The organism is Marinagarivorans cellulosilyticus, from assembly GCF_021655555.1.
GTDB lineage: Bacteria > Pseudomonadota > Gammaproteobacteria > Pseudomonadales > Cellvibrionaceae > Marinagarivorans > Marinagarivorans cellulosilyticus.
The window spans coordinates 2,945,137-2,966,017 of record NZ_AP023086.1 but is presented as its reverse complement, the minus strand read 5'-3'; the positions used below and the strand labels follow the sequence as shown (position 1 = coordinate 2,966,017).

At 44.8% G+C, this 20,881-nt stretch carries 15 protein-coding genes; 6 read left to right on the top strand and 9 right to left on the bottom strand.

Annotated elements, in window-relative coordinates:
* Positions 1-30: 30 nt before the first annotated feature.
* The 4 genes from MARGE09_RS11860 (at position 31) to MARGE09_RS11845 (ending at position 4,927) form a co-directional block, all read left to right on the top strand.
* The gene (locus tag MARGE09_RS11860; RefSeq protein WP_236982164.1) at positions 31-1,230 is read left to right on the top strand and encodes a saccharopine dehydrogenase family protein; all 1,200 of its coding nucleotides are present in this window, start codon (positions 31-33) and stop codon (positions 1,228-1,230) included.
* A 64-nt stretch (positions 1,231-1,294) separates the two neighbouring features.
* Entirely contained in the window at positions 1,295-2,458 is a 1,164-nt protein-coding gene (gene nspC / locus MARGE09_RS11855) for a carboxynorspermidine decarboxylase (protein WP_236982163.1), read from the top strand.
* 57 nt (positions 2,459-2,515) lie between these two features.
* Positions 2,516-4,243 (top strand): hypothetical protein, encoded by a 1,728-nt coding sequence (locus MARGE09_RS11850; RefSeq protein WP_236982162.1) that lies wholly within the window; start codon positions 2,516-2,518, stop codon positions 4,241-4,243.
* Positions 4,244-4,288: 45 nt separating this feature from the next.
* Positions 4,289-4,927 carry a GGDEF domain-containing protein gene (locus MARGE09_RS11845; protein ID WP_236982160.1) on the top strand — a complete coding sequence of 213 codons (639 nt, stop codon included), beginning with the start codon at positions 4,289-4,291 and terminating at the stop codon, positions 4,925-4,927.
* Positions 4,928-4,959: 32 nt separating this feature from the next.
* Here MARGE09_RS11845 and MARGE09_RS11840 read toward each other — a convergent pair whose 3' ends face one another.
* The 3 genes from MARGE09_RS11840 to MARGE09_RS11830 all read right to left on the bottom strand — a co-directional run bounded on the left by MARGE09_RS11840 (position 4,960) and on the right by MARGE09_RS11830 (position 8,389).
* The gene (locus tag MARGE09_RS11840) at positions 4,960-6,540 is read right to left on the bottom strand and encodes a protein adenylyltransferase SelO (RefSeq protein WP_236982158.1); all 1,581 of its coding nucleotides are present in this window, start codon (positions 6,538-6,540) and stop codon (positions 4,960-4,962) included.
* Between the two features lie 96 nt (positions 6,541-6,636).
* Positions 6,637-7,014, bottom strand: coding sequence for a flagellar export chaperone FliS (gene fliS / locus MARGE09_RS11835; RefSeq protein WP_236982156.1), 378 nt, complete (start codon positions 7,012-7,014; stop codon positions 6,637-6,639).
* Between the two features lie 91 nt (positions 7,015-7,105).
* A complete protein-coding gene (locus MARGE09_RS11830; RefSeq protein ID WP_236982154.1) occupies positions 7,106-8,389 on the bottom strand; it encodes a hypothetical protein in 1,284 nt (427 codons plus the stop codon).
* 496 nt (positions 8,390-8,885) lie between these two features.
* Here MARGE09_RS11830 and MARGE09_RS11825 point away from each other — a divergent pair, with 496 nt between their 5' ends.
* Positions 8,886-10,865 (top strand): acyltransferase family protein, encoded by a 1,980-nt coding sequence (locus tag MARGE09_RS11825; protein WP_236982152.1) that lies wholly within the window; start codon positions 8,886-8,888, stop codon positions 10,863-10,865.
* 71 nt (positions 10,866-10,936) lie between these two features.
* Here MARGE09_RS11825 and MARGE09_RS11820 read toward each other — a convergent pair whose 3' ends face one another.
* Positions 10,937-12,010, bottom strand: coding sequence for a GNAT family N-acetyltransferase (locus MARGE09_RS11820; RefSeq protein ID WP_236982150.1), 1,074 nt, complete (start codon positions 12,008-12,010; stop codon positions 10,937-10,939).
* Between the two features lies 1 nt (position 12,011).
* Positions 12,012-14,576, bottom strand: a complete 2,565-nt coding sequence (locus MARGE09_RS11815; protein ID WP_236982148.1) for an amino acid adenylation domain-containing protein — start codon at positions 14,574-14,576, stop codon at positions 12,012-12,014.
* A gap of 141 nt (positions 14,577-14,717) precedes the next feature.
* Here MARGE09_RS11815 and MARGE09_RS11810 point away from each other — a divergent pair, with 141 nt between their 5' ends.
* Positions 14,718-15,482 carry a WecB/TagA/CpsF family glycosyltransferase gene (locus MARGE09_RS11810; protein ID WP_236982146.1) on the top strand — a complete coding sequence of 255 codons (765 nt, stop codon included), beginning with the start codon at positions 14,718-14,720 and terminating at the stop codon, positions 15,480-15,482.
* A gap of 208 nt (positions 15,483-15,690) precedes the next feature.
* On the opposite strand, the gene MARGE09_RS11805 is transcribed toward MARGE09_RS11810, so the two are convergent.
* The 4 genes from MARGE09_RS11805 to MARGE09_RS11790 form a co-directional block, all read right to left on the bottom strand.
* Positions 15,691-17,043, bottom strand: a complete 1,353-nt coding sequence (locus tag MARGE09_RS11805) for an oligosaccharide flippase family protein (protein ID WP_236982144.1) — start codon at positions 17,041-17,043, stop codon at positions 15,691-15,693.
* A 321-nt stretch (positions 17,044-17,364) separates the two neighbouring features.
* Positions 17,365-18,558, bottom strand: coding sequence for a glycosyltransferase family 2 protein (locus MARGE09_RS11800; protein WP_236982142.1), 1,194 nt, complete (start codon positions 18,556-18,558; stop codon positions 17,365-17,367).
* A 4-nt stretch (positions 18,559-18,562) separates the two neighbouring features.
* Entirely contained in the window at positions 18,563-19,756 is a 1,194-nt protein-coding gene (locus tag MARGE09_RS11795; RefSeq protein ID WP_236982140.1) for a glycosyltransferase family 4 protein, read from the bottom strand.
* 24 nt (positions 19,757-19,780) lie between these two features.
* Positions 19,781-20,761, bottom strand: a complete 981-nt coding sequence (locus MARGE09_RS11790) for a glycosyltransferase family 2 protein (protein WP_236982138.1) — start codon at positions 20,759-20,761, stop codon at positions 19,781-19,783.
* Between the last annotated feature and the right edge of the window lie 120 nt (positions 20,762-20,881).

Below are 20,881 nucleotides of genomic sequence, written 5' to 3'. Positions count from 1 at the left end.
TAAACACTGAACCGAGCAGAGGTTTATTTTATGAGCAAAGTTTTAATTATTGGCGCCGGTGGCGTGGGCGGTGTTGTTACCCACAAGTGCGCACAACTGGCCGATGTATTTACCGACATTATTTTAGCGAGCCGCACCGAAGCCAAATGCAAAAAAATTGCCGCGCAACTCAAACGCCCTATTCGCACAGCACAAGTGGATGCCGACAATGTCCCAGAGCTAACAGCGCTACTTGAAAAAGAAAAGCCTAGCTTAGTCATTAACGTTGCCCTCCCCTACCAAGATTTACACATAATGGATGCTTGCCTTAATGCCGGCATTCACTACATGGATACAGCAAACTACGAACCACCAGAAGAAGCCAAGTTTGAATATAGCTGGCAATGGGCATATCAAGATAAATTCGAGCAAGCAGGCCTTATGGCCTTGCTTGGTAGCGGCTTTGACCCAGGCGTCACCAATGTTTATACAGCCTATCTTAAAAAACATTATTTTGACGAGATCCACGAGTTAGATATTATTGATTGCAATGCCGGCGACCACGGGCAACCCTTTGCTACTAATTTCAACCCAGAAATCAATATTCGCGAAGTAACGGCGAATGGACGCTACTGGCAAGATGGCCAATGGGTGGAAACCCCACCATTATCCATTAAAGATACCTACGACTTCCCCGAAGGGATCGGGCCCAAGAATATGTACCTGATGTACCATGAAGAGCTTGAATCCATTACCAAGCACTTCCCAGAAATTAAGCGTGCACGCTTCTGGATGACATTCGGCGATGCTTATTTAAAACACCTAGAGGTACTCGAAAATGTAGGCATGACAGGCATAGAGCCCGTCATATATAACGGTGTAGAAATTGTACCCTTACAATTTCTAAAAGCTGTTTTGCCCGATCCCTCGAGCCTTGGGCCACTAACCAAAGGCAGAACATGCATTGGCTGTGTTGCAAAAGGCATTAAAGACGGCAAAGAACGCATTATGTACATTTACAACATTTGCGATCACGAAGCTTGCTACGAAGAAGTTCAATCGCAAGCCATCTCTTACACCACTGGCGTACCCGCCATGATTGGCGCCAAGATGATGCTCGAAGGCAAATGGATGAAGGCCGGCGTGTGGAATATGGAACAATTCGACCCAGACCCCTTTATGGAAGACCTTAACAGCTACGGCCTACCTTGGACGGTTGTTGAGCTTAAAAACACCGGCCTAGCCAGCTAACAAATTACTAAAGCCGCTAACAATAGCGGCTTTTTTCTACCAATATCTTCCGCGGAATATTTGCGTGTCTCATAGCCTCGAAAATTTTGATATACACAGCGTACCCAGCCCTAGCTACATCATCGATGAAGTTCAACTGGAAAAGAACCTACAAATACTTGCCGATGTACAAGCCCGCAGTGGTGCTAAAGTACTTCTAGCGCTCAAAGCTTTTTCAATGTTTGATGTCGCCCCACTTATAATGAAATACCTCTCGGGCACTTGTGCCAGTGGCCCTTACGAAGCACAACTTGGGCGTGAAGAATATGGCGGTGAAGTGCATACCTATGCTGCCGCCTACCGCCCACAAGATATCGAACAAGTATTAGCACTTTCAAATCACGTAGTTTTTAACTCGTTCAACCAGTGGCAGCAATATAAAGCACAAGCTCTGGTAGCCCAAAAAGCAAGACCACAGCTATCCTTTGGTTTACGCATAAACCCAGAGCACTCAGAAGGCGCTACCGCTATTTATGATCCATGCGCCCCTTGTTCACGCATGGGAATCCCGCTTCACCAATTTGAAAACCAAGACCTTTCCGGTATTGACGGCCTGCACTTTCACACCCTGTGCGAGCAGGACTTTGCTCCGCTTTCGCGCACCCTTGATGCAGTAGAATCGCGCTTTGGCCACCTTTTGGCACAAATGAAATGGATTAATTTTGGCGGAGGGCACCACATTACCCGCGATGATTACCAAGTAGACGCGCTAATAGAACGCGTAAAATCATTCAGCAAAGCTTATAACGTTCAGGTGTATTTAGAACCGGGGGAAGCCATCGCATTAAACGCTGGCATTTTTGTTGCTGAGGTACTCGATACTTTTACCAATAATATGGAACTGGCCATACTCGATGCATCGGCAACCTGTCACATGCCTGACGTGTTGGAAATGCCCTATCGCCCCCAAATAACTGGAGCAGGTAACGCTTCAGAAAAACCCTACACCTATCGACTAGGCGGCCCAAGCTGCTTATCGGGTGATGTGATTGGCGATTACAGCTTTGACCAGCCTTTAAAAATCGGAGAGCGTTTGATGTTCGAGGACATGGCCATTTACACCATGGTCAAAAACACAACATTTAACGGCATTCCCCTGCCCGCCATTATTAAGGCCAATAGCCAAACGGGTGAATTCGAAACTGTAAAGACATTCTCTTACCAAGATTTTAAAATGAGGTTATCCTAGCTGCGCAAAACAACAGCTAATTAACTAAAGCACACCCAACAGCAGCAGGTGCGAATAATGCAACAAAACAGCGAAAACGGCTCTTCAAGCACACGTCAGCCATTAGTTTTTCTAGCACTATTCGTTTTGGCACTTGCGCTCCCCACCCTAGCTCAACCTACCGAACAACAAGCAAAACCTACCGCCTCAAATAAAGTGCTCAACCCATCCATGGGGATAGGATTAAAAGGAATTTCGGACTGGTCAACCCAACTACCCTTCATAGATTTAATGAGACAGTCACGCGAATGGAAAGATTGGCGTAATAAGCAGAGCACCAAGCCTATCCACACCGATGAGAACGATTGGATCATGAAGCTTGAGCGAGGACAAACACTTGGAACAGTTTTTTTAACATCCAACGAATCGCCGCTATACCAGCATTATGTGGTTTTTTATGAAGGTGATGGAATCATCGACTACCGCTGGGCCGCAAAAAAAAACACCGAGAAATCTCGTCAAGGAGTTGACTACATCACCGTAAAGAAGGGTGCAGCCTTACTCGAGGTAACACGGGTAAACCCCAAAAAACCCATCACAAATATTTCGATTGTTGCCGTAGAGCACCTGCCACACTGGCAGCAAGGTGAAATATTCAATCCGGATTGGATAAAAAGAATCAGTCAATTTAGAGCACTACGTTACATGGATTGGCTTAGAACAAACAACTCAAAACCCTACACATGGCGACAACGCCCCCAAATGAAACACAGGCGCTGGACTAAGAATGGGGTCCCCCTTGAAGTGATATCACTCTTAAGCAATAAACTCAATAGCATTCCATGGATTAATATTCCGCACTGGGCCGACTCTGTCTTTACTGGAAATATTGCCTCAGTTTTTCATCACCACCTATCCCCAGAACTGCCTATCTACATCGAGCACAGTAACGAAGTGTGGAACTGGAGCTTTAAGCAGTCCCACTATGCCCTCGCTCAAGGGGCAGCTCTATGGGAAAAAGAAGGGAATGCTTTTATGCAGTGGCATGGGATGCGGACAGCTGAAATTTGTAATACATTTAAAAAAGGAGCATTCAAAGACAATCCCGAACGAATTATTTGCACACTCGGCGTTCAAACTGGATGGAGAGGCTTAGCTTCAGCAGCATTAGAATGCCCACTATGGGCAAAGGCTCCCTGCTTTAAACATGGGCTAGATGCGCTGGCGATAACAACATATTTTGACGCAGGGCTAAGCGGGCCAAGCAAAAAAAACATTGACCAAATCAAACCCCTTAAAAACCTAATTAACCACCCCAACAGTATTAACATGGCCTTTCAGCAAATCAATACAGGCTCAGTTATCCCTACGCAACGAAAGCAAAAGGCCTACCGAGGGCTAAAAGAAGCCACTGCAAGCTCAGTTAAATATTGGGCTAATGTAGCAAAGGAATACAATCTTTCTCTTGTTGCCTATGAAGGGGGGCAGCATATAACCGCTAATGGAAAAGCCCTTCAGGACGATAAAGACACCATTGTCTTTCATCAAGCAGTCAACAAAGACCCTAGAATGAAAGATACCTATAGCACCATGCTAGCAGAATGGAAAAACAACGGCGGAGGGCTACATATGCACTTTGTAGACATAAGTAGCTCAAGCAAATGGGGAAGCTGGGGGGCGCTTGAACACGTGAAACAGGAGAGCTCCCCAAAATGGGATGCGCTTATGGAGTTCAATACCGATCATCCTTGCTGGTGGAGTCAATGTCAGCAATTCCCGATAGCCAAAGAAGTCTCACCACAGTAGCTTCTGAAAATTAAAGCTCTAACAGTAATAAATGCAGAGGGAACAATGACTGAAACCATAACCCACACATGCCCCAATGCGGATCAATGCGAAGAAACTAAGCAGCAGGTCGCTTTTCTGAATGCACGCATTAAAAAACTAGAGCAAGAAGTACATCGAGACGAGCTAACAGGGTTACACAATAGGCGGCACTTTAACTACGCAATCAATCAAGAGCTCGAGCGCACCCGAAGAAGCGGGCAGCCCACCAGCTTAATTCTGCTGGATATAGACCACTTTAAACAAGTCAATGATCTTTACGGCCATCCAGTAGGTGACCTCGCCATACAGCATGTAGCAAACGCTGTTATTCATGGACTAAGAAGACTGGACATAGCATGCCGCTATGGCGGTGAAGAATATGCAATCATACTACCTAGCACCGCCGTCAACACAGCTATTGCTGTCGCTGGGAGGCTAAGGCAGCAAATTGTTGATGTCCCACTAATACTACCTGAGGGGCGGCAATTAGCCTTAAGCGCAAGCCTTGGCGTTTCGGCTGCAACAGAGCACAGCCAAGAACTCAGTTCACGCGCCCTCGTAATGCTCGCGGATAAAGCGCTTTACCAAGCTAAAAATAAAGGCCGCAATTGCGTCGTTGCTAATTTACCCTTCCCTGACGTCTCTTTAGACGAAACGGTTTAACCGCAAGATTGCAAGCTAAACCTAAGCACCCCCTAAGTACCGCAAAAGGTTCGATATCCCGCGCCACCATTTAGTGGCGAAGCCGCCAACAAACCACCATCATGCTCTATGCAATAAGGCGTGTTAAGCGCTTTAATCATCTTGTTAAAATACGGAAATACCTGCTCATCCGATTTGGAATCATAAGCTTCTAACGCTTCTGCCAACGCCTTTTCAACCTGATGATTTCTCGGAATAATACTCGGATTCACGTTTAGCATATTCTCAGCAATCTCTCGATCAACTAAGCCCATCAATAATAACGCTTCTTTCCAGCGAACGACCCAATGCCGAACTTCTACAACCTCAAGATCGGAAAATAACGCTTCAAACGGTGTAAAATCACCACTTTTTAAACCAAGACTTAGACACCTGAAGCTCAGCGTGAAATCGGCACTACCGCGCTCCATTAACATCAGTAAATCTTTGACTAAATTCGCACAAAGGTCGGTGGTCGCATCAGGTGCACCTTTAGACAACCCTAGCTTATCCGACATTAATGCATACCAATAGCGATCAAATAACGCGGGGAAATCCGCCAATCTTCGTTCAGCTAGGCTCACAGCGCGATTAATATCATCATCGAATAAATACAGTAAACATTCGGCAAAACGCGCCAAATTCCATTGAATAATCGATCCTTGGCGACCATATGCATAGCGCCCGCCTGTATCAATAGAGCTGAACGATGCACTTTCACTGAAAGCATCAACAAACGCGCATGGTCCATAATCAATGGTCTGCCCACAGATACTGGCATTGTCGGTATTCATAACACCGTGCACAAAGCCAAGACTCATCCATTTGGCCACCAGTTGCGCTTGCGCATCAGCAACACAATCAAACAAGGCCAAATAAGGATTTGAAGCAGATAAGCACTCGGGGTAATGGCGAGTGATGACATGATCTGCCAGAACCTTAACCTCATTGCGCGCCCCTTTGCGCGCAAAATATTCAAAGGTACCTATTCGAATATGACTTGAAGCTATGCGCGTCAAAATTGCACCAGGAAAGGCGCGCTCTCGCCAAACCTGCTCACCTGTTGTAACAGCCGCCAATGCCCTCGTGGTCGGTACACCCAAAGCATGCATGGCCTCACTCATTAAATACTCACGAAGTACAGGGCCTAAGGCTGCGCGCCCATCCCCTCCCCGCGAAAATGGCGTAATACCAGCGCCCTTCAATTGAAGATCAAACCGCTTACCCCTTGGTGATAATACCTCCCCAAGAAGTACCGCTCGACCATCACCGAGCTGTGGATTAAAGCTGCCAAACTGATGCCCGGCATACACCTGCGATATAGGCTTTGCACCCTCTGGCAAAGCATTGCCAGAAAAACAGCTTAAATAGTCTGCACTATAAGGTTTGCCACCTAACTGGTAAGCCAACGCTTCATTAAACACAATAAGACTGGGGCCAGAAACGGCAGTAGGCATAACCGGTCTACTAAAAGCCTCGCCTAGGCGCACAAAAGAGTTATCGAAGTGAAAGCCAAGGGGGTGGTGAATCAAAGACATTGCGATACACGAGAAAATAGAAAAAGAGCTGCTATCGTGAAGCACTTTTTTAGACAAGGCTAGCCAAAAAACAAAAAGAGATGTAAATAACGAGGCGATTCATGCCTCACAAAGGAATGTAAGCCCCCGACGCTCGGGGCTGTAACACAGAGTTTAACCTATTTGCTTCCACGTACTTTGCAAGTCAGATAAAAGCGTAACCACTTCATCCAATAGCTTTTCGTCGTTTTTCAAATGCGCATTGGACAATGCGCGCTGTATATAGATGTAAAGGTTATCAAGATTATGGGCCAATTCACCGCCATCATGCGTATTGAGGCTTTCCCTGAGGCCGCCAATAATACTCACAGCACTGTTAATCTTTTTACCCTTGAGCTCTGCATTACCATACTGCATGGCTCCCTTGGCCTGCACCACACGATCAATTGCCCCCTGATATAACATATCGATTAGCCGGTGGGGCGACGCGATCTCAACATCACTGCGATATTGAACTTTAGCATACGACTTAATTGCGGACTGACTATTCATAAGAGTGACAAGCTCCCTTTCAGCGATGATTCATATCCTTACTATCGACCAATCACCGCAAAGCTTTAGCTGTTTTACCAACCCTTTGCACTTACCGCCGGTAGAGCTGGTAATCAAAAGAAACGCCAATGAACCCTTGATCATAAGAGCCTGTTAATGCTGCCGCTTTACGCTCCTTGCGCTCTACATAAAACATCAACCTGCCATGTTTAAACACTTCACTCCAAGCCAAGCCTGCGCGGGCACTTATTTGGTCGTAATCGTCGGTATCTAGCAAGAAGCTCACATCACGGTATTCATAAGAGAGATCTACACTAAGCGTGCGCCGGGCCTTGTAGGAAAGCTGCACTTGAGCAAAAGACTCTTGCGAATCGAGCTGTGTTTCTCGACGGTAGTCCTCCCGCTCAGCACCGATACCTAAAGCAGTAGTACATCGACCACAAAGTGACGAAAACTTCCACTCTACACTCGCATCGCGTCGCTTATACTGATCATTAACACCTAAGCGGCCATCGGGGCCTGATACATCACCTAAATCGCCATTCTCGGACCCTTGCGAGGTATCTGTTAACCACTGCCTAAACAGCATGGACACTTGGTGCACCGAATTGTCATACTCTAAACTTAGATCGTAATATGGCGCACTATCATCCTCCTCACTGCCAATGCTGTTTTGCCCAACCTGAATGGCATAGTTGAGCTTACGCAGCTCAGTATTCCAAGACAAACTAGCACGGCGGTAATCAAAAGAAGGGTCATCAGTATTGATGTAATCCAAAGTATACCCACTTAGCTCCACACCAAATGTACTCAATGGACTCACTTGCCGACTATACGATAAACCGCCGCCTGCGCGACTGGAGTCATTCTCCGTTGTCGTATCCAGCCGCATTTCAGCCAAATTAGCATAAACTGTAAAACGGTTTGCACCCCGCCGGCCTAGCCTTGCCCCTAAAGTTGCAGACGTAATACGACGGCGATCTAAGTTATCAGGCGTATCCCCCAAAGATAATAGAATAAGCTGCTCTTGAGCACTATGGGCTACTCGTCCAAAAACTCGCCCCCCGTCTTCCCCAAGCTCTAGCTCGGCTGAACCCAAAAACAAGTCGTGATTTTGATCTTTTTGCTTCGAATAACGGCGCACCTCATAAGAAGCATCGGAGATAAAACGCGCGTAACGGCCAATCAACTCACCATCAAGCACCACTGACGCCGTCGATTGGTTTTCCTTAATTTTTAGCTCATTTTCCGACTCATTAGTAGGGTTATCAACGGCCTCTATATCGAGCTCTGCAGTGACAACAAACTCACTGGCGTGGGTAGCACAAGCCAAAACCATGGATAAGCAACACGCACCTACTTGTTTATTAAACATATATATTTTTACCTAGTCTTTCGTTTTACTATATCCGGCGCGGCAAGATAGCATTTTAGAAAACGCAAATTACAGAACTCTACAAGCGTTGTCGATTGTCGAGGTAGTTTACAAAAAATAACTTTTGCTAAAAATTTAGTGCCTCTATATGCAGGAAAAATGGCCTGACTACATAATACAGACCTACATACGAAGTAAATTGGCATTTACCCACTCCAACCTGCACAATCATGGTATAAATCGTGCTTACAACCGTTCACACTATAAAAACCATTACAGCTTAAGCTCTAGCGTTATAAGTTACACTTCAATCCGGCGCGGTAACTAAAGGGTAATTACTTAATATGCCAAAACGCGCAGCCAAACGTCTATAGCGTAATTGCAGCCCAGACATTGGATAATCACAGGCCCTTATTAGCCTATACAACTATTAGCCTACACAACTTTTGCAGCCAACAATACAACCACCAGCATCCCAATTTGGACCATTCTACACATGCAATACCGAAGAGAAATTGATGGGTTAAGAGCTCTCGCCGTCATCCCTGTTATTTTTTTTCACGCGGGCCTATCGTGGCTGAGCGGGGGATTTGTTGGTGTAGATATATTCTTTGTCATTAGCGGTTATTTAATTACAAGCATTATACTAGAACAGCGCGCGCAAGATAACTTTTCCCTACTGACATTTTATGAGAGGCGTGCGCGCCGAATCCTGCCAGCCCTATTCTTAGTCATGCTCTGCTGTTTACCGCTCGCCTGGCTTTGGATGGTGCCATCACAACACAAAGATTTTTCTCAAAGCCTTATTGCAGTCACTTTTTTTATATCAAATTTTTTATTTTGGAAGCAAAGCGGATATTTCTCTGCCGAAGCAGATGAAAAACCGCTACTGCATACTTGGAGCTTAGCGGTTGAAGAGCAATACTATATTTTATTCCCGCTTTTTATCCTTATTGCTTGGCGTTTAGGCCGGCGAAACATTAGTTACCTTATTGCATTTATTGCACTGGCGAGCTTTATTTTTGCTCAGTGGCTTTCTCGCCATATGCCTTCAGCCAGTTTTTACATACTACCAACTCGAGCATGGGAATTATTAGCCGGGTCGCTCGTCGCATTTTTTCTATTTAATCGCGAGCCAATATCCAATAAGCATCTTTCTAGCCTAGGGCTATTTTTGATTTTGGCATCATTTTTTCTCTTACATGAAGACCTGCCCTTCCCCTCATATTTCACACTTATTCCAGTACTAGGTACTTGCCTTATCATCCTGTTTTCAAGCAGCACGTGGGTAGCAAAAGTCTTATCGCTAAAACTATTTGTCGGCATTGGCCTGGTGAGTTACAGCGCATATCTGTGGCATCAACCCTTACTTGCTTTTGCTAGAGTTAAACTGCTCACGCAGCCGCCTATACTTCTAATGATTAGCCTAGCACTATTATCTTTTGTTCTCGCCGCGGTTACATGGAGATGGGTCGAAAGGCCTTTTCGCCGCTCTATTAACGGGAAGTTTCTTATATCAAGGAATACCCTGCTAATGTGCTGCACGCCTTTTATCTTATTATTTATTGGTTTAGGGCTGCTAGGACACAAAAAAGAAGGCCTACCAGAACGTTTTGACATTCCAGCCGAACTCACAAAATCCTTTAGGCGCGGGCTTAACGCATACGAATGCTTTGATCTCCCCACTCCGCATATCTCGGAAAAATGGGGCTGCATTATTGGAAAAAAAGAAACAGCCAAAACCATAGACTTCATGGTATTCGGCGACAGCCACTTACTGGTCACTTATGGTGCATTTAAGCAAGCGGCAGAAAACACCAATACCACAGGTTTTTACGCCGGCATCCGCCAATGCACACCCTTTCTTGGCGTCCATGCACTTCGCCCAGACCAACAAGAAAGAAATTGCTTCCAATTAAATAAGCGGGTCTGGGAATATGTTCGAGACAACAAGATACCGCAGGTTATTCTCGTTGCCAGATGGTCTTATTACACCGTGGGGGGGTATGGCGGAGATCAGTTTTCCTACATTGGCACAACTAAAGATACAACAAAAAATCAGGAAAACTCAATAAAAGCCTTTGAGCGGGGGCTAATAGAGACAATAGAAGCTTACGCAAGCATTGGGACGAAAGTTACCCTGCTTCAACAAGTTCCCCAACAAAAATTTATCCCAGAGGAAATCTACTACAAGGCTTACAATAGCCTTAATGTAGTAACAGCCCTCAATGCCATGTCCGTGCGGAAAACTGAGCATCAAGCAATGCAAGGCTATGTAACAAATCTTTTTCAATTAACCCAAAAGAAATACCCTAACCTTGAAATTGCAGACTTAACAGATACATTTTGTGGAGACAGCTGCTTAGTTGGCACACAAACACAATCGTACTACTACGACAAGGACCACCTTTCCGTCGTTGGTGCGAACCAAATCATCAAGAATATAGAAACGCTGATTGGCATTAAAAAGAACTGAAATGTCTATTATTTACAAACAGAGTACGCCTCTTCCCTTCGAGGCGGGAAATCACGCCTCGGAAAAACTTGCTAGCGTCGTTGCTTCGCAAGAAACCTCTGCACCAACCTAGAATAGATTAAACGTATAATACTTTTGCTCCACCAAGAACCATTATCAGAATAAAATACACCAATATTGACCCCCGAAGGCTTCCAGCGGTCAATCCAACCTACCCCTGTAACGAAGCTAATTCGATTAATTGAACCTTCGCCGGCCAAGTGATTAACTAGTCGTTCAAGAATTAAATAGCCAGGACTAACATCTGAGAATTGCTCATCAAAACCAATTTTCAATAAATGCAGCGTATCTCCAGCGACAATGCCAAATTGGGCGGCAATAGGCTGTTCACCCACCCAAAGCACGTTGATCTGACAGCTTCGAGCTTTACCATATTCAGATAAAAGTGTTTTGTAATACGCCAACTTCTCTGGCTGCTTGATGATGCTTGTACCCTTCTCGCCCTTCCAGCCAGAGTCTTCAACACCTAAGAATATTGAAAATGCAGCCTCTAGAGCTTCAGTATCTCTTGCGCACTCAAGCCTAAGATTACCTAGCTGCTCTGCTTTCCTCGCTTTTTTCAACAACCCTTTAACAAATTTTTTACTATACCCACCCCAAAACTCATCTGCACCTGCAGAAAAATCCAAATATTTAGAACTATGAGAAAGCCGAACAGGCATACCTAAAGCAGCCCCTCGATCCTCACTGATACACTGCCATTTAATCAACGCAAAGAAAGGTAACTCACGGCGCAAAAACTGCGTTATCTCTTGTAGTTTTGGATTAAGATCGATCGTAGTAAAAATATCATTAACGCCCATTTCATTGGGGTAAAATAATTGCAGCAAAGGCACTTCAATTGATCGAATACGCTGACAAACAAGCTCCAAAGGAAGGACTGCAACAAGGCCAGCTGAAGAGTAAATCGCAACGAAAAAAACTTTTTTAGAACTATCGAGCCTTTCAAGTCCAGCTTGATACCAGCCAGGAAAGTGCAAAAAATGTGTCGCCTTTGACGTCGCCAAATCAAACCATTCTTGGTATAAATGGTTAAACCCTTCTAGCCCGGAATAGCACACGCAAGAAATTTTAATGCCAGTCACATCAACGCCTTTGATCTAAATACTCTTTAATATGACAATACACAGAGTCAATTGCCTCCCCCTTCATCATGCCAGTATGATCAGCATCCACACTACAAATCGCCACCTCACCACTAATCAACCCATTCCAATCATAGTCTTCACTAGCTTGAAACCCTAAACCAAAATCGGTGCGCGTCGCTTTTATAAGCAGAACGTCGCCAGAAAACGACCTAGCCTGGCATCTATAGCCATAGGAGATTTGATCAAACATCCGCTCCCTCGCCAGCTCATTAACCTCCAGACTAATGACGTAAGGAGCTATGCTTTGCTTCCCTAACCAACGACAACATCTTTTGTAAGCTCCTCTTAATGAGGCCATCACACCTCTAGTTTTTACTCGAAAGCAGGCATCGATAAGAGTTTTCCTTAGGGTTCTCTGAGCACAACCCGGTAAATAAGCATCGAGCATAATAGTTGCCTTAACCTCGACACCTTTAGCCTCCAATGCTTTCGCTACCTCCACGGATAATATACCGCCAAAAGATAACCCCACTAAAATAACCTCACCAAACTCTCGCTGCCGCAATATTGCATCGACATAAGCCTCAACTAATGCAGGAATTGAAACCTGGATGGTGGCGTCACTATTCGCTGCGCCGATTAAAGCTATCTCTTGCTGCGCAAACATACCGTATACAGGGTTGCTTTCAAATTTAGTCGCTAATTCCAAATAAATATTAACGCCACACAAGCAAAAGATTGGAGTCGCGTCATCACGACCTTTATTTAATTTAACGACGCTCGCAGCTCCTTGAGGACCATTAACCTCATTCAATATAGACCTAACCGTTGGGCGCTCGAATAAATCACTTGGCGCATATGACAATCCAGTGGCCTTACTCATTGCTTCAACAACAGGGAAGGCTAACAGCGAATGCCCCCCTAAATCGAAGAAATCGTCGTCGATCCCAATGCCACCAACGCCTAAGGCGATTTCCCATACAGCAATAACACTTCTATCCCTGTCATCTCGGGCCGCCCCATTAACGTCACTTTCGGCATATACACCCTCATGAAGATAATCAGCACCTTGCAATTGAAGGGCTTTACGATTTATTTTTTGATTATCTGTTTTAGGAAACTCTTTTAAATAAATAAAATGCTGGGGAACCATGTGCGCTGGCAATAATTGACCGCAGTGCTTACGAAGCGCCTGCGAATCGAGTGCTGCCCCCGTGTAGAAGGCCACTAAGCGCTCATCACCAACAGATAGAGTGCAGACAACAACAACAGCACACTCAAGCTCTTTATATTGACCAAGCGCCCCCTCTATATCTCCAGGTTCAATCCGAAAGCCGCGAATCTTTATTTGATTGTCTAGGCGGTTAATATAATGTAAGCAACCCTGCTGATCCGCCTTAACTAAATCACCTGTACGGTAAAGCACGCCATCGGACAAATCTGGCAGGGAAATAAACCTTTCTTGAGTTAACGCCTGTTTCCCCCTATATCCTAAAGTCACACCCTCGCCGCCAATCAGTAGCTCGCCGGATTCACCACGCGGAACCAAATTATTATTCGAATCCACAATAAAAGTGACCGTGTTTTGAATCGGCAACCCTATGCACGGCACGGCATCCGAGTCCGATACCTTATGGCAAGTAGACCACACCGTTGTTTCGGTAGGGCCGTACATATTCCAAACATCATCACCGCAAGCGAGCATCCGCGGTAGTAAATCACTGGGAAAAGCTTCCCCGCCTACTAATATTTTAAGCGGTAACGCAGGGCTCCAATCACCCGAAAGCACCAACCGCCACGTTGCTGGCGTCGCCTGCATAACCGTAATGTAACAATCGTCGATTAAACGCTGAATATCCACCAATGAACGCACTTCTGTAGACGATGCGATAATCACCTGACCACCCGTTAACAGCGGCAGAAATAACTCGAGAACATGAATATCAAAAGAAATCGTTGTTGTGGCCAGCAAGCGGTCTGTTGCTGTCATTCCAGGCTGAACTCGCATAGAGGTTAAAAAGTTAGCGACATTGCCACAAGAAACCATCACCCCTTTGGGCTCCCCCGTAGAGCCAGAAGTGTAAATAAGATAGGCTAGCGTCTGTGTGTCATTAACCCTGCAAGGCAGATCACCAGCATCTGCACCTCCCACAAGATCAAGCAATTTAATACTTGCAACCCCATCAAAGCTTTCGCTGATATCATCACAAACTATCAGTCTGACACAGGAATCCTTGATAATGTATTTCCTGCGATTATAAGGGTAGGATGGATCGACAGGCACGTAAGCCGCTCCTACCGACCAAATACCAAGCAATAAAGGCAATAAATTAACTGTTCTATCTACACTAACAGCAACAAGATCACTCTTTGAAATACCGAACTCAGTTAAACGCTGGGAGATCATGTTAACTCTTAACATTAGCGCTGCGTAGCTCAGCTCACCATCTATAGCCGATAGCGCTTTATTACCCGGGTTCTTATTCGCCCAGTACTCAACAACATCTAAAAAGCTTCGCTCTCCAGATAAATACATTTTTAGTAAGTTTTCGAAACTCGCCATGCGGCTATGCTCACCATTACATCTAAATTCGCGACAGCACGTAGCCCTAGACTTAAAGGGGGGGCATGCCTATTATTATCGTTTGATTTATCGAGCAACCGCCAAGTCGCTCAACGCCCCATTCCTTAGGATTATAACTCCATGAAGTTTGCCCAAAGCACCATACTAAATGTCACTTTCGACAACATCACCCAAGCCGAGCTACTTGAGAACCTTACGCACGGAGTCGTTGTTACTCCCAATATAGACCACTTAATGAAACTCCAAAAGGATAAATCCTTTTACAGCTGTTACCAACAAGCCGACTACACCGTGTGCGATAGCCGGATTATTTTTGCCTTAAGTGGCTTACTATCTCGCCAGAATGCCCTCAAAGCACAAATTACTGGCTCAGACTTCTTTCCTGCATTTTGCAATCACCATAAAGACAACCAATCAACAACCATATTCTTACTTGGCGGAACAGAAACCTCAGTACTACAAGCGCAAGAAAACGTTAACAAGCGAGTCTCAAGAGAAATTGTTGTCGGCGCTTACTCTCCACCTTTTGGCTTTGAAAGCAACGAAGAAGAAAATAACAAAATCATACGCCTTATTAACGAAAGCCAAGCGTCTGTGCTGGCCATTGGTGTAGGTGCCCCTAAGCAAGAGAAGTGGCTATTCGAACACAAAGATGCACTACCCAACATTAAAATTCATCTGGCTATAGGTGCCACAATTGAGTTTGAGGCTGGCAACCTCAAGCGCGCACCTAAATGGATGACGAAGTCAGGAACCGAATGGGTATACCGCATGTTTCAAGAGCCTAAACGACTAATAAGACGCTACCTACTTGAAGACATGCCTTTCTTTCTTCTTATATTGAAACAAAAGATCGGGGTTTACCAAAACCCCTGGGGCAAATAACTCTTTAGTCGCCATGCATCTTGTAAATAGCTATTTATACTCCACAAGGTGCATATCTCTGCCAAGCCGCAATTTAATCCAAGCCCTCACCACCCGTAACAGCAACCACAACAACAAAAGTCATAGAACCTCACAATTAGAAATAACTAAACAGTGACCAGACCAATTCAAACAAGCGACATAAAGCTCGCCCCAAAACAGCTAGAAGTCAGAAACCCCGAAAAACAGCTTCGCCACCTAGATTGATCACCATACTTAGAACACCAAACAACAGAAGGCCTAACAAAGCAAAAAAGTCGACTCCCAAACTAGTTAGCCTCGCACGCTGGGCAAATATTGTAACCACACAGTAAAAAATGATGTTTCCAACACCAACACCAAAGAACATACCCAGAATACCACCAGAATAAAAACCCACCAACATACCTGCAACGCGCACTATCGCAAGCAATAGGTCATATAAGAAATGAATGTTAACTCGCCCCAACGCTAGAAATGCGTTCTTGTAGAGCAATGTTAACGTCAATATAGATTCGCTCAATACCATGATGGCAAGAATGGGACCGGCTAATGCGTAACGTTCGTCATATAGCAGCCCAATTGCAAAGCTGGAGACCATCGAAATGACAAGAAAAAGAGGCAGCGCGCATGCCACAACTCGCAATCGAAAAGCCTTTAGGGTTGGAACAAACTGCTCACTATTTTCACGATTAACTCGAGACAACACAGGAAAAACCAAACGGCTAACAAGCTGCTGAACAAGCTCGCCAGGCATTAGGGAGATTGTCGCAGCAATAGCTATAATGCCGAGTTCTTCAACTGAAACCAAGCCACCTTGGATAGCTCGACTTCCCTGTCCACCAATATAGAAAAGCAATGTCGAAAAAAATATCCATTTGCCAAAACGAAGTAAACTGAGAGCAGAGGCAAAATGAAATTGCAAACGGTGGCGGTGTCCACCGAGAAGAAGGTACCCAGCAATAACTTCAACAACAACTCCTACAACAGTACCAACTGCGAGCGCCCATACGCTTTTATAGGTAAGAGCTAAGGTAATCATTGTAAATATTGAAAAGACCTGGCCCGCCAGCTTTACAGATATTGAGCGCTTGACCTTCATATCTCTCTGAGCCAAGGCCATCCCAATGGTGGCAAAGCCAGATATGGCGCTAATAGAGCCGCAAAAGATCAATAATTTAAATAAATCAGGTTCGCCATAAAAGATTGACAAAGGATATGCTGTAATGCACAGAAGCAGCCAAAGCACAAATCCCCTGACCACTTGAATGGTCCATGCAGTATTTAAAAAATCCTCATCAGCTCCTTCACTCATCTGAACAATTGCAGGTTTAATACCCACATCGCTTAACATAATTAAACCCATGATGAAAACATTGACCAACGCCATCAACCCAAAAGCTTCGGGAAAAAGAAGCCGAGTTAACACAAGACTGGAAGAGAGCTGTAAAATTTTTTGAAACCCAAAACCTAACACGGTCCATACGGCTCCAGATTTTACTGTTTCAGTTGTTTTACTGGAGATCGAACCTCCCTCAGACATAAAAACACCACAACCATTAATCAATATTGAATATTTACAAGCATCATAGATATAGCGAGAAAGGCGAACTTCAAGGTAACCAGAGTTGACAAGTGATTATATAAAAGAATTCAATTAGGTAAGAGAGCGGCGCCAGGTCAACACAACCACATCCCCTTTAGTTACCGCCATCATTTGAGACCACCATATAAGAACTCTTACAATCACCCCGTTACAATCACCTCTAAATAGTAGGGCGAATCCACTCCGAAAATGATTACGATGGTCAGCATCAATTAAACGTCGCGAACATAATACAGCTAGAAATAGCACGCATTAAAATCAATGTTTATCTCGCTGAGTCTTTACCCAAGAAGATTTTTTACCAGAAACCAAGGCAGTATACACGGTTACCTTTCCAGCAATAAACCTTAACGCATAAAACGCATCAGTAATCTTCAAGTATCTTGGACGAGAAAAAACATTAGCAACAAACAAGCTCAGAAGAACAAACAGCTGAGCACCCAATATTATTAAAAATGGCACCCAAGAATTCAGTAGAACAGCGAAAAGGAGAAAAAACAGTAATAAAAGCGAATTAACTGCCAAAAGAAAAACCAGCGGCAGCACACTAAAATCTAGCGCAGTGAATATCAGCTTCGTATTTGCGCGAAAAAGGCCCCTACTAAACAAGCGAGGAAAATAACGCGCAATAACACTCAAATGCCCATGTTCCCAGCGTTTACGCTGTCCATCCGCAACATCCTGAGTCAACGGTAGTAAACTGCGAATAGTAGCTTGGGGGCAAAAAGCAGTTCCGTAGCCTTGAAGCATAAGATCCACCCCGAGTTTCATATCCTCAACTATTTCACCTGACGCCAAACTCACTCGTCGAAGCAAATGAAAAGGAACAGCAAAACCTGACCCAGTGATAGGAACACTGCCGCCCAGAGATGCTAACCCAGCAGGACGAACATGGTTCTTTATATAGATAGCAAACTCTGAAACTTTATGATGCGATTTTGAACCTTCAGGCAAATGAAGCAAATAAGATCCCTGTACAGGAGCTTGCTTTCTTGATGCACATAAAATTAACTGCCTTAAAGAGCCTGCCTCAAAAACACAATCGGCATCCAAGACGACAACCACGTCAACCTCAGCACCCTCCTCCTCTAAAAAGCTCACCCCGTGAGCTAAAGCAAACCCCTTCCCCCTGCATTGCGAATTAGTACGCTCAAGCACTGTAAAATTAAAAGATTTAGCAATTTTTGCTGTACTGTCTGAACAGTTGTCTGCGACGATTACCACTCGGTCATTAGGAGTTAACTCAGCTGTAAGACTCAACAAAGTTTCAGCAATGATGCTCTCTTCGTTATGAGCGGGTATTAATATCACCGAACTAACTTGATCGCCCTCATCAATCAGAGTTTTACCTTTGCTCCGACGGCCCAAAAACACACCAAGCACAATCTCTAAACTAAGAAAGTATGAGGGAACACACAAGATGAGTACAAATGCAATTAGCAATATAGTCACAACCCTACTTACCTTTAAACATGTTTAGCAATTTGACCGCCTCTTTTTTAGAGTCATGTCGCTCCAGCACCGCCGCATAACCTGCACGCCCTTTAGCTTCGCGATCATCCATTGAGCTAGTCAATAGCTCATCTATTGCCTTTACAAGTGCCTCTTCGTCACCGGCAGGTACTAACCAACCATTACTTTGGCTAACCAACTCAGGAATGCCCGCTATATAAGTCGTGATCACAGGCCTCGACCTCGCAAACGACTCCATAATAACGACAGGCAGACCCTCCGCAAAACTGGGAAGAACCATTGCTGTACACTTATCTAGCTCAGAAATTATGCTTTGGGTCGACATCCAGCCTAATATTTTCACATTCGAGAGCAAGCCCTCTTGCTTTATAAATGATTCGAAGTATTGTCGGTAATCTCCATCACCAACCAAATGCAAAGTAATTCTCGGATGTTTTTCCATCAGCGCTTTGATGGCCCGAAGCAAAATAAGCTGCCCTTTTTGCTCACATAAACGCCCAATTGACACTAAACGATATCGGTCTACCTCCTCTAAGGAGGAGGCCAGCATGCCACTATCAATAGCACAATGTATTTCTACAATTTTATCCCAATCGCCAAAGTCAGCCCAACGATAGAGCTGGCTTTTGCAGTAAGATGTAATTGCTGCGACAAATTTAGCCTCGCGAATCTTTGCGGTCAAAGAAAGAGCTATAGGCGCGTCAAACTCTTCAGGCCCGTGAACAGTAAAACTATACTCAGGCCCGCCCATCAAGCGGCACAAGTAGGCTACCGCCGCAGGATTGGTTCCGAAATGCGCGTGAACATGACCCACTCGATGCTTTTTGCAATAATTTAAAAGCCAAGCCGCCTCCAACAAATAAAATAAGTTTTTCACATAGGCTCCACCTGCACGCCGCCCCAGCTGCAAACTAGCAGTTAAAGCCTTAATGAATGAGGGCAATGTAACCAACACGCAGAGTACTATTTTAATTAATGTAAAAACGAATTTCCCATCAAGGAGAAAGTCAGTTTTTAGTTCTTCTGCTTTATCAACCGCATCAACCGGCGGCTCAGGCGGACGCCGAATAGAGACCCTCTTAACCACAGCACCTAGCTCCTCCAAAGCTAAGATTTCGCGCCGAATAAACGTATGGCTTATCTTCGGGTACTGATTAATCAAATAGCAAACATTCATATCATGAGCCTGTTATCACGTTCATTACTTATACTCAATTATCTTCGATTGCACTCTTGCCAATCTCCCCCAGTAGAAGCTCACAACACCAATAAACTCTGGGAATTTTGACGTAAGCATGAACATAGACCAAAGCCAGGGCTTGTCGACACTTTGAGGAGCATTCAGCCCCCCTTTTACAAAAGAAGCTACATAAAGCATCAATAATAAAAGCCCAAGCCAACCAAATACGCACGATAATGAAATTACTATAAGCGGTAATACTCCCCCCCAAAAAGCCGCACGTCTCATTTCTCTAACCCAGTGTCTATGCCGCCCCCTACCGTGCAAAAAAGCACCATTAGCATAAGCAAAACCACACCTGACAGCCCTCATCCACCACTGACCAAAACGATGAATATTTGCATCATGTAAAGTCATCTCTAAGTCCATACGCCGTATAGAATAACCCGCGTCAGACAGACGCAAGCACATATCCGGTTCCTCACCAGCGACTAATGAATCTCTATATCCGCCTACCAATAAAATAGCCTCTACTCTTATAAGAGCGTCTCCACCGCATGAGCGAGCATCTCCAACTGGGGTATTCCACTCAACATCACATATCCAATTATATGGCGAAGCTTCAGGGTAACGCTCTCGCCTTCGCCCACAAGCAATGGCATACCGCTGATTACCGCCCAAGAAACTTTCGGCTTCAGTTAGCCATCCTTGACAAAGTTCGCAATCACCGTCAACAAACTGAATATATTCTATGCTCGGATATTCAGCCAAAAGAGTTCTCCAACCCTCGTTTCGAGCTCTTGCCGCTGTAAATTTGAACGTTAAATCCAAGCTAATGACTGTAACCCCAACCCCCTTAGCAAACTCCAAACTCCCATCCTGCGAACCTGAATCAACATAGACCACGGGCGTTCCACTAGGAATCGACCTCAAACATACTTTTAAGCGCTCACCCTCATTACGACCAATGACCACCACTCCAACTTTACAAATATCGTTCAAAATTAAACCCTACTGCAAATCAATAATTACTTTGCTTTCCAGCCTGGCGAAAGAGCTTGAAATCGACAGCACTAAGAATTGAGTAAAAAACACTCCCCCCTAACGAAGGGGCATGAAACT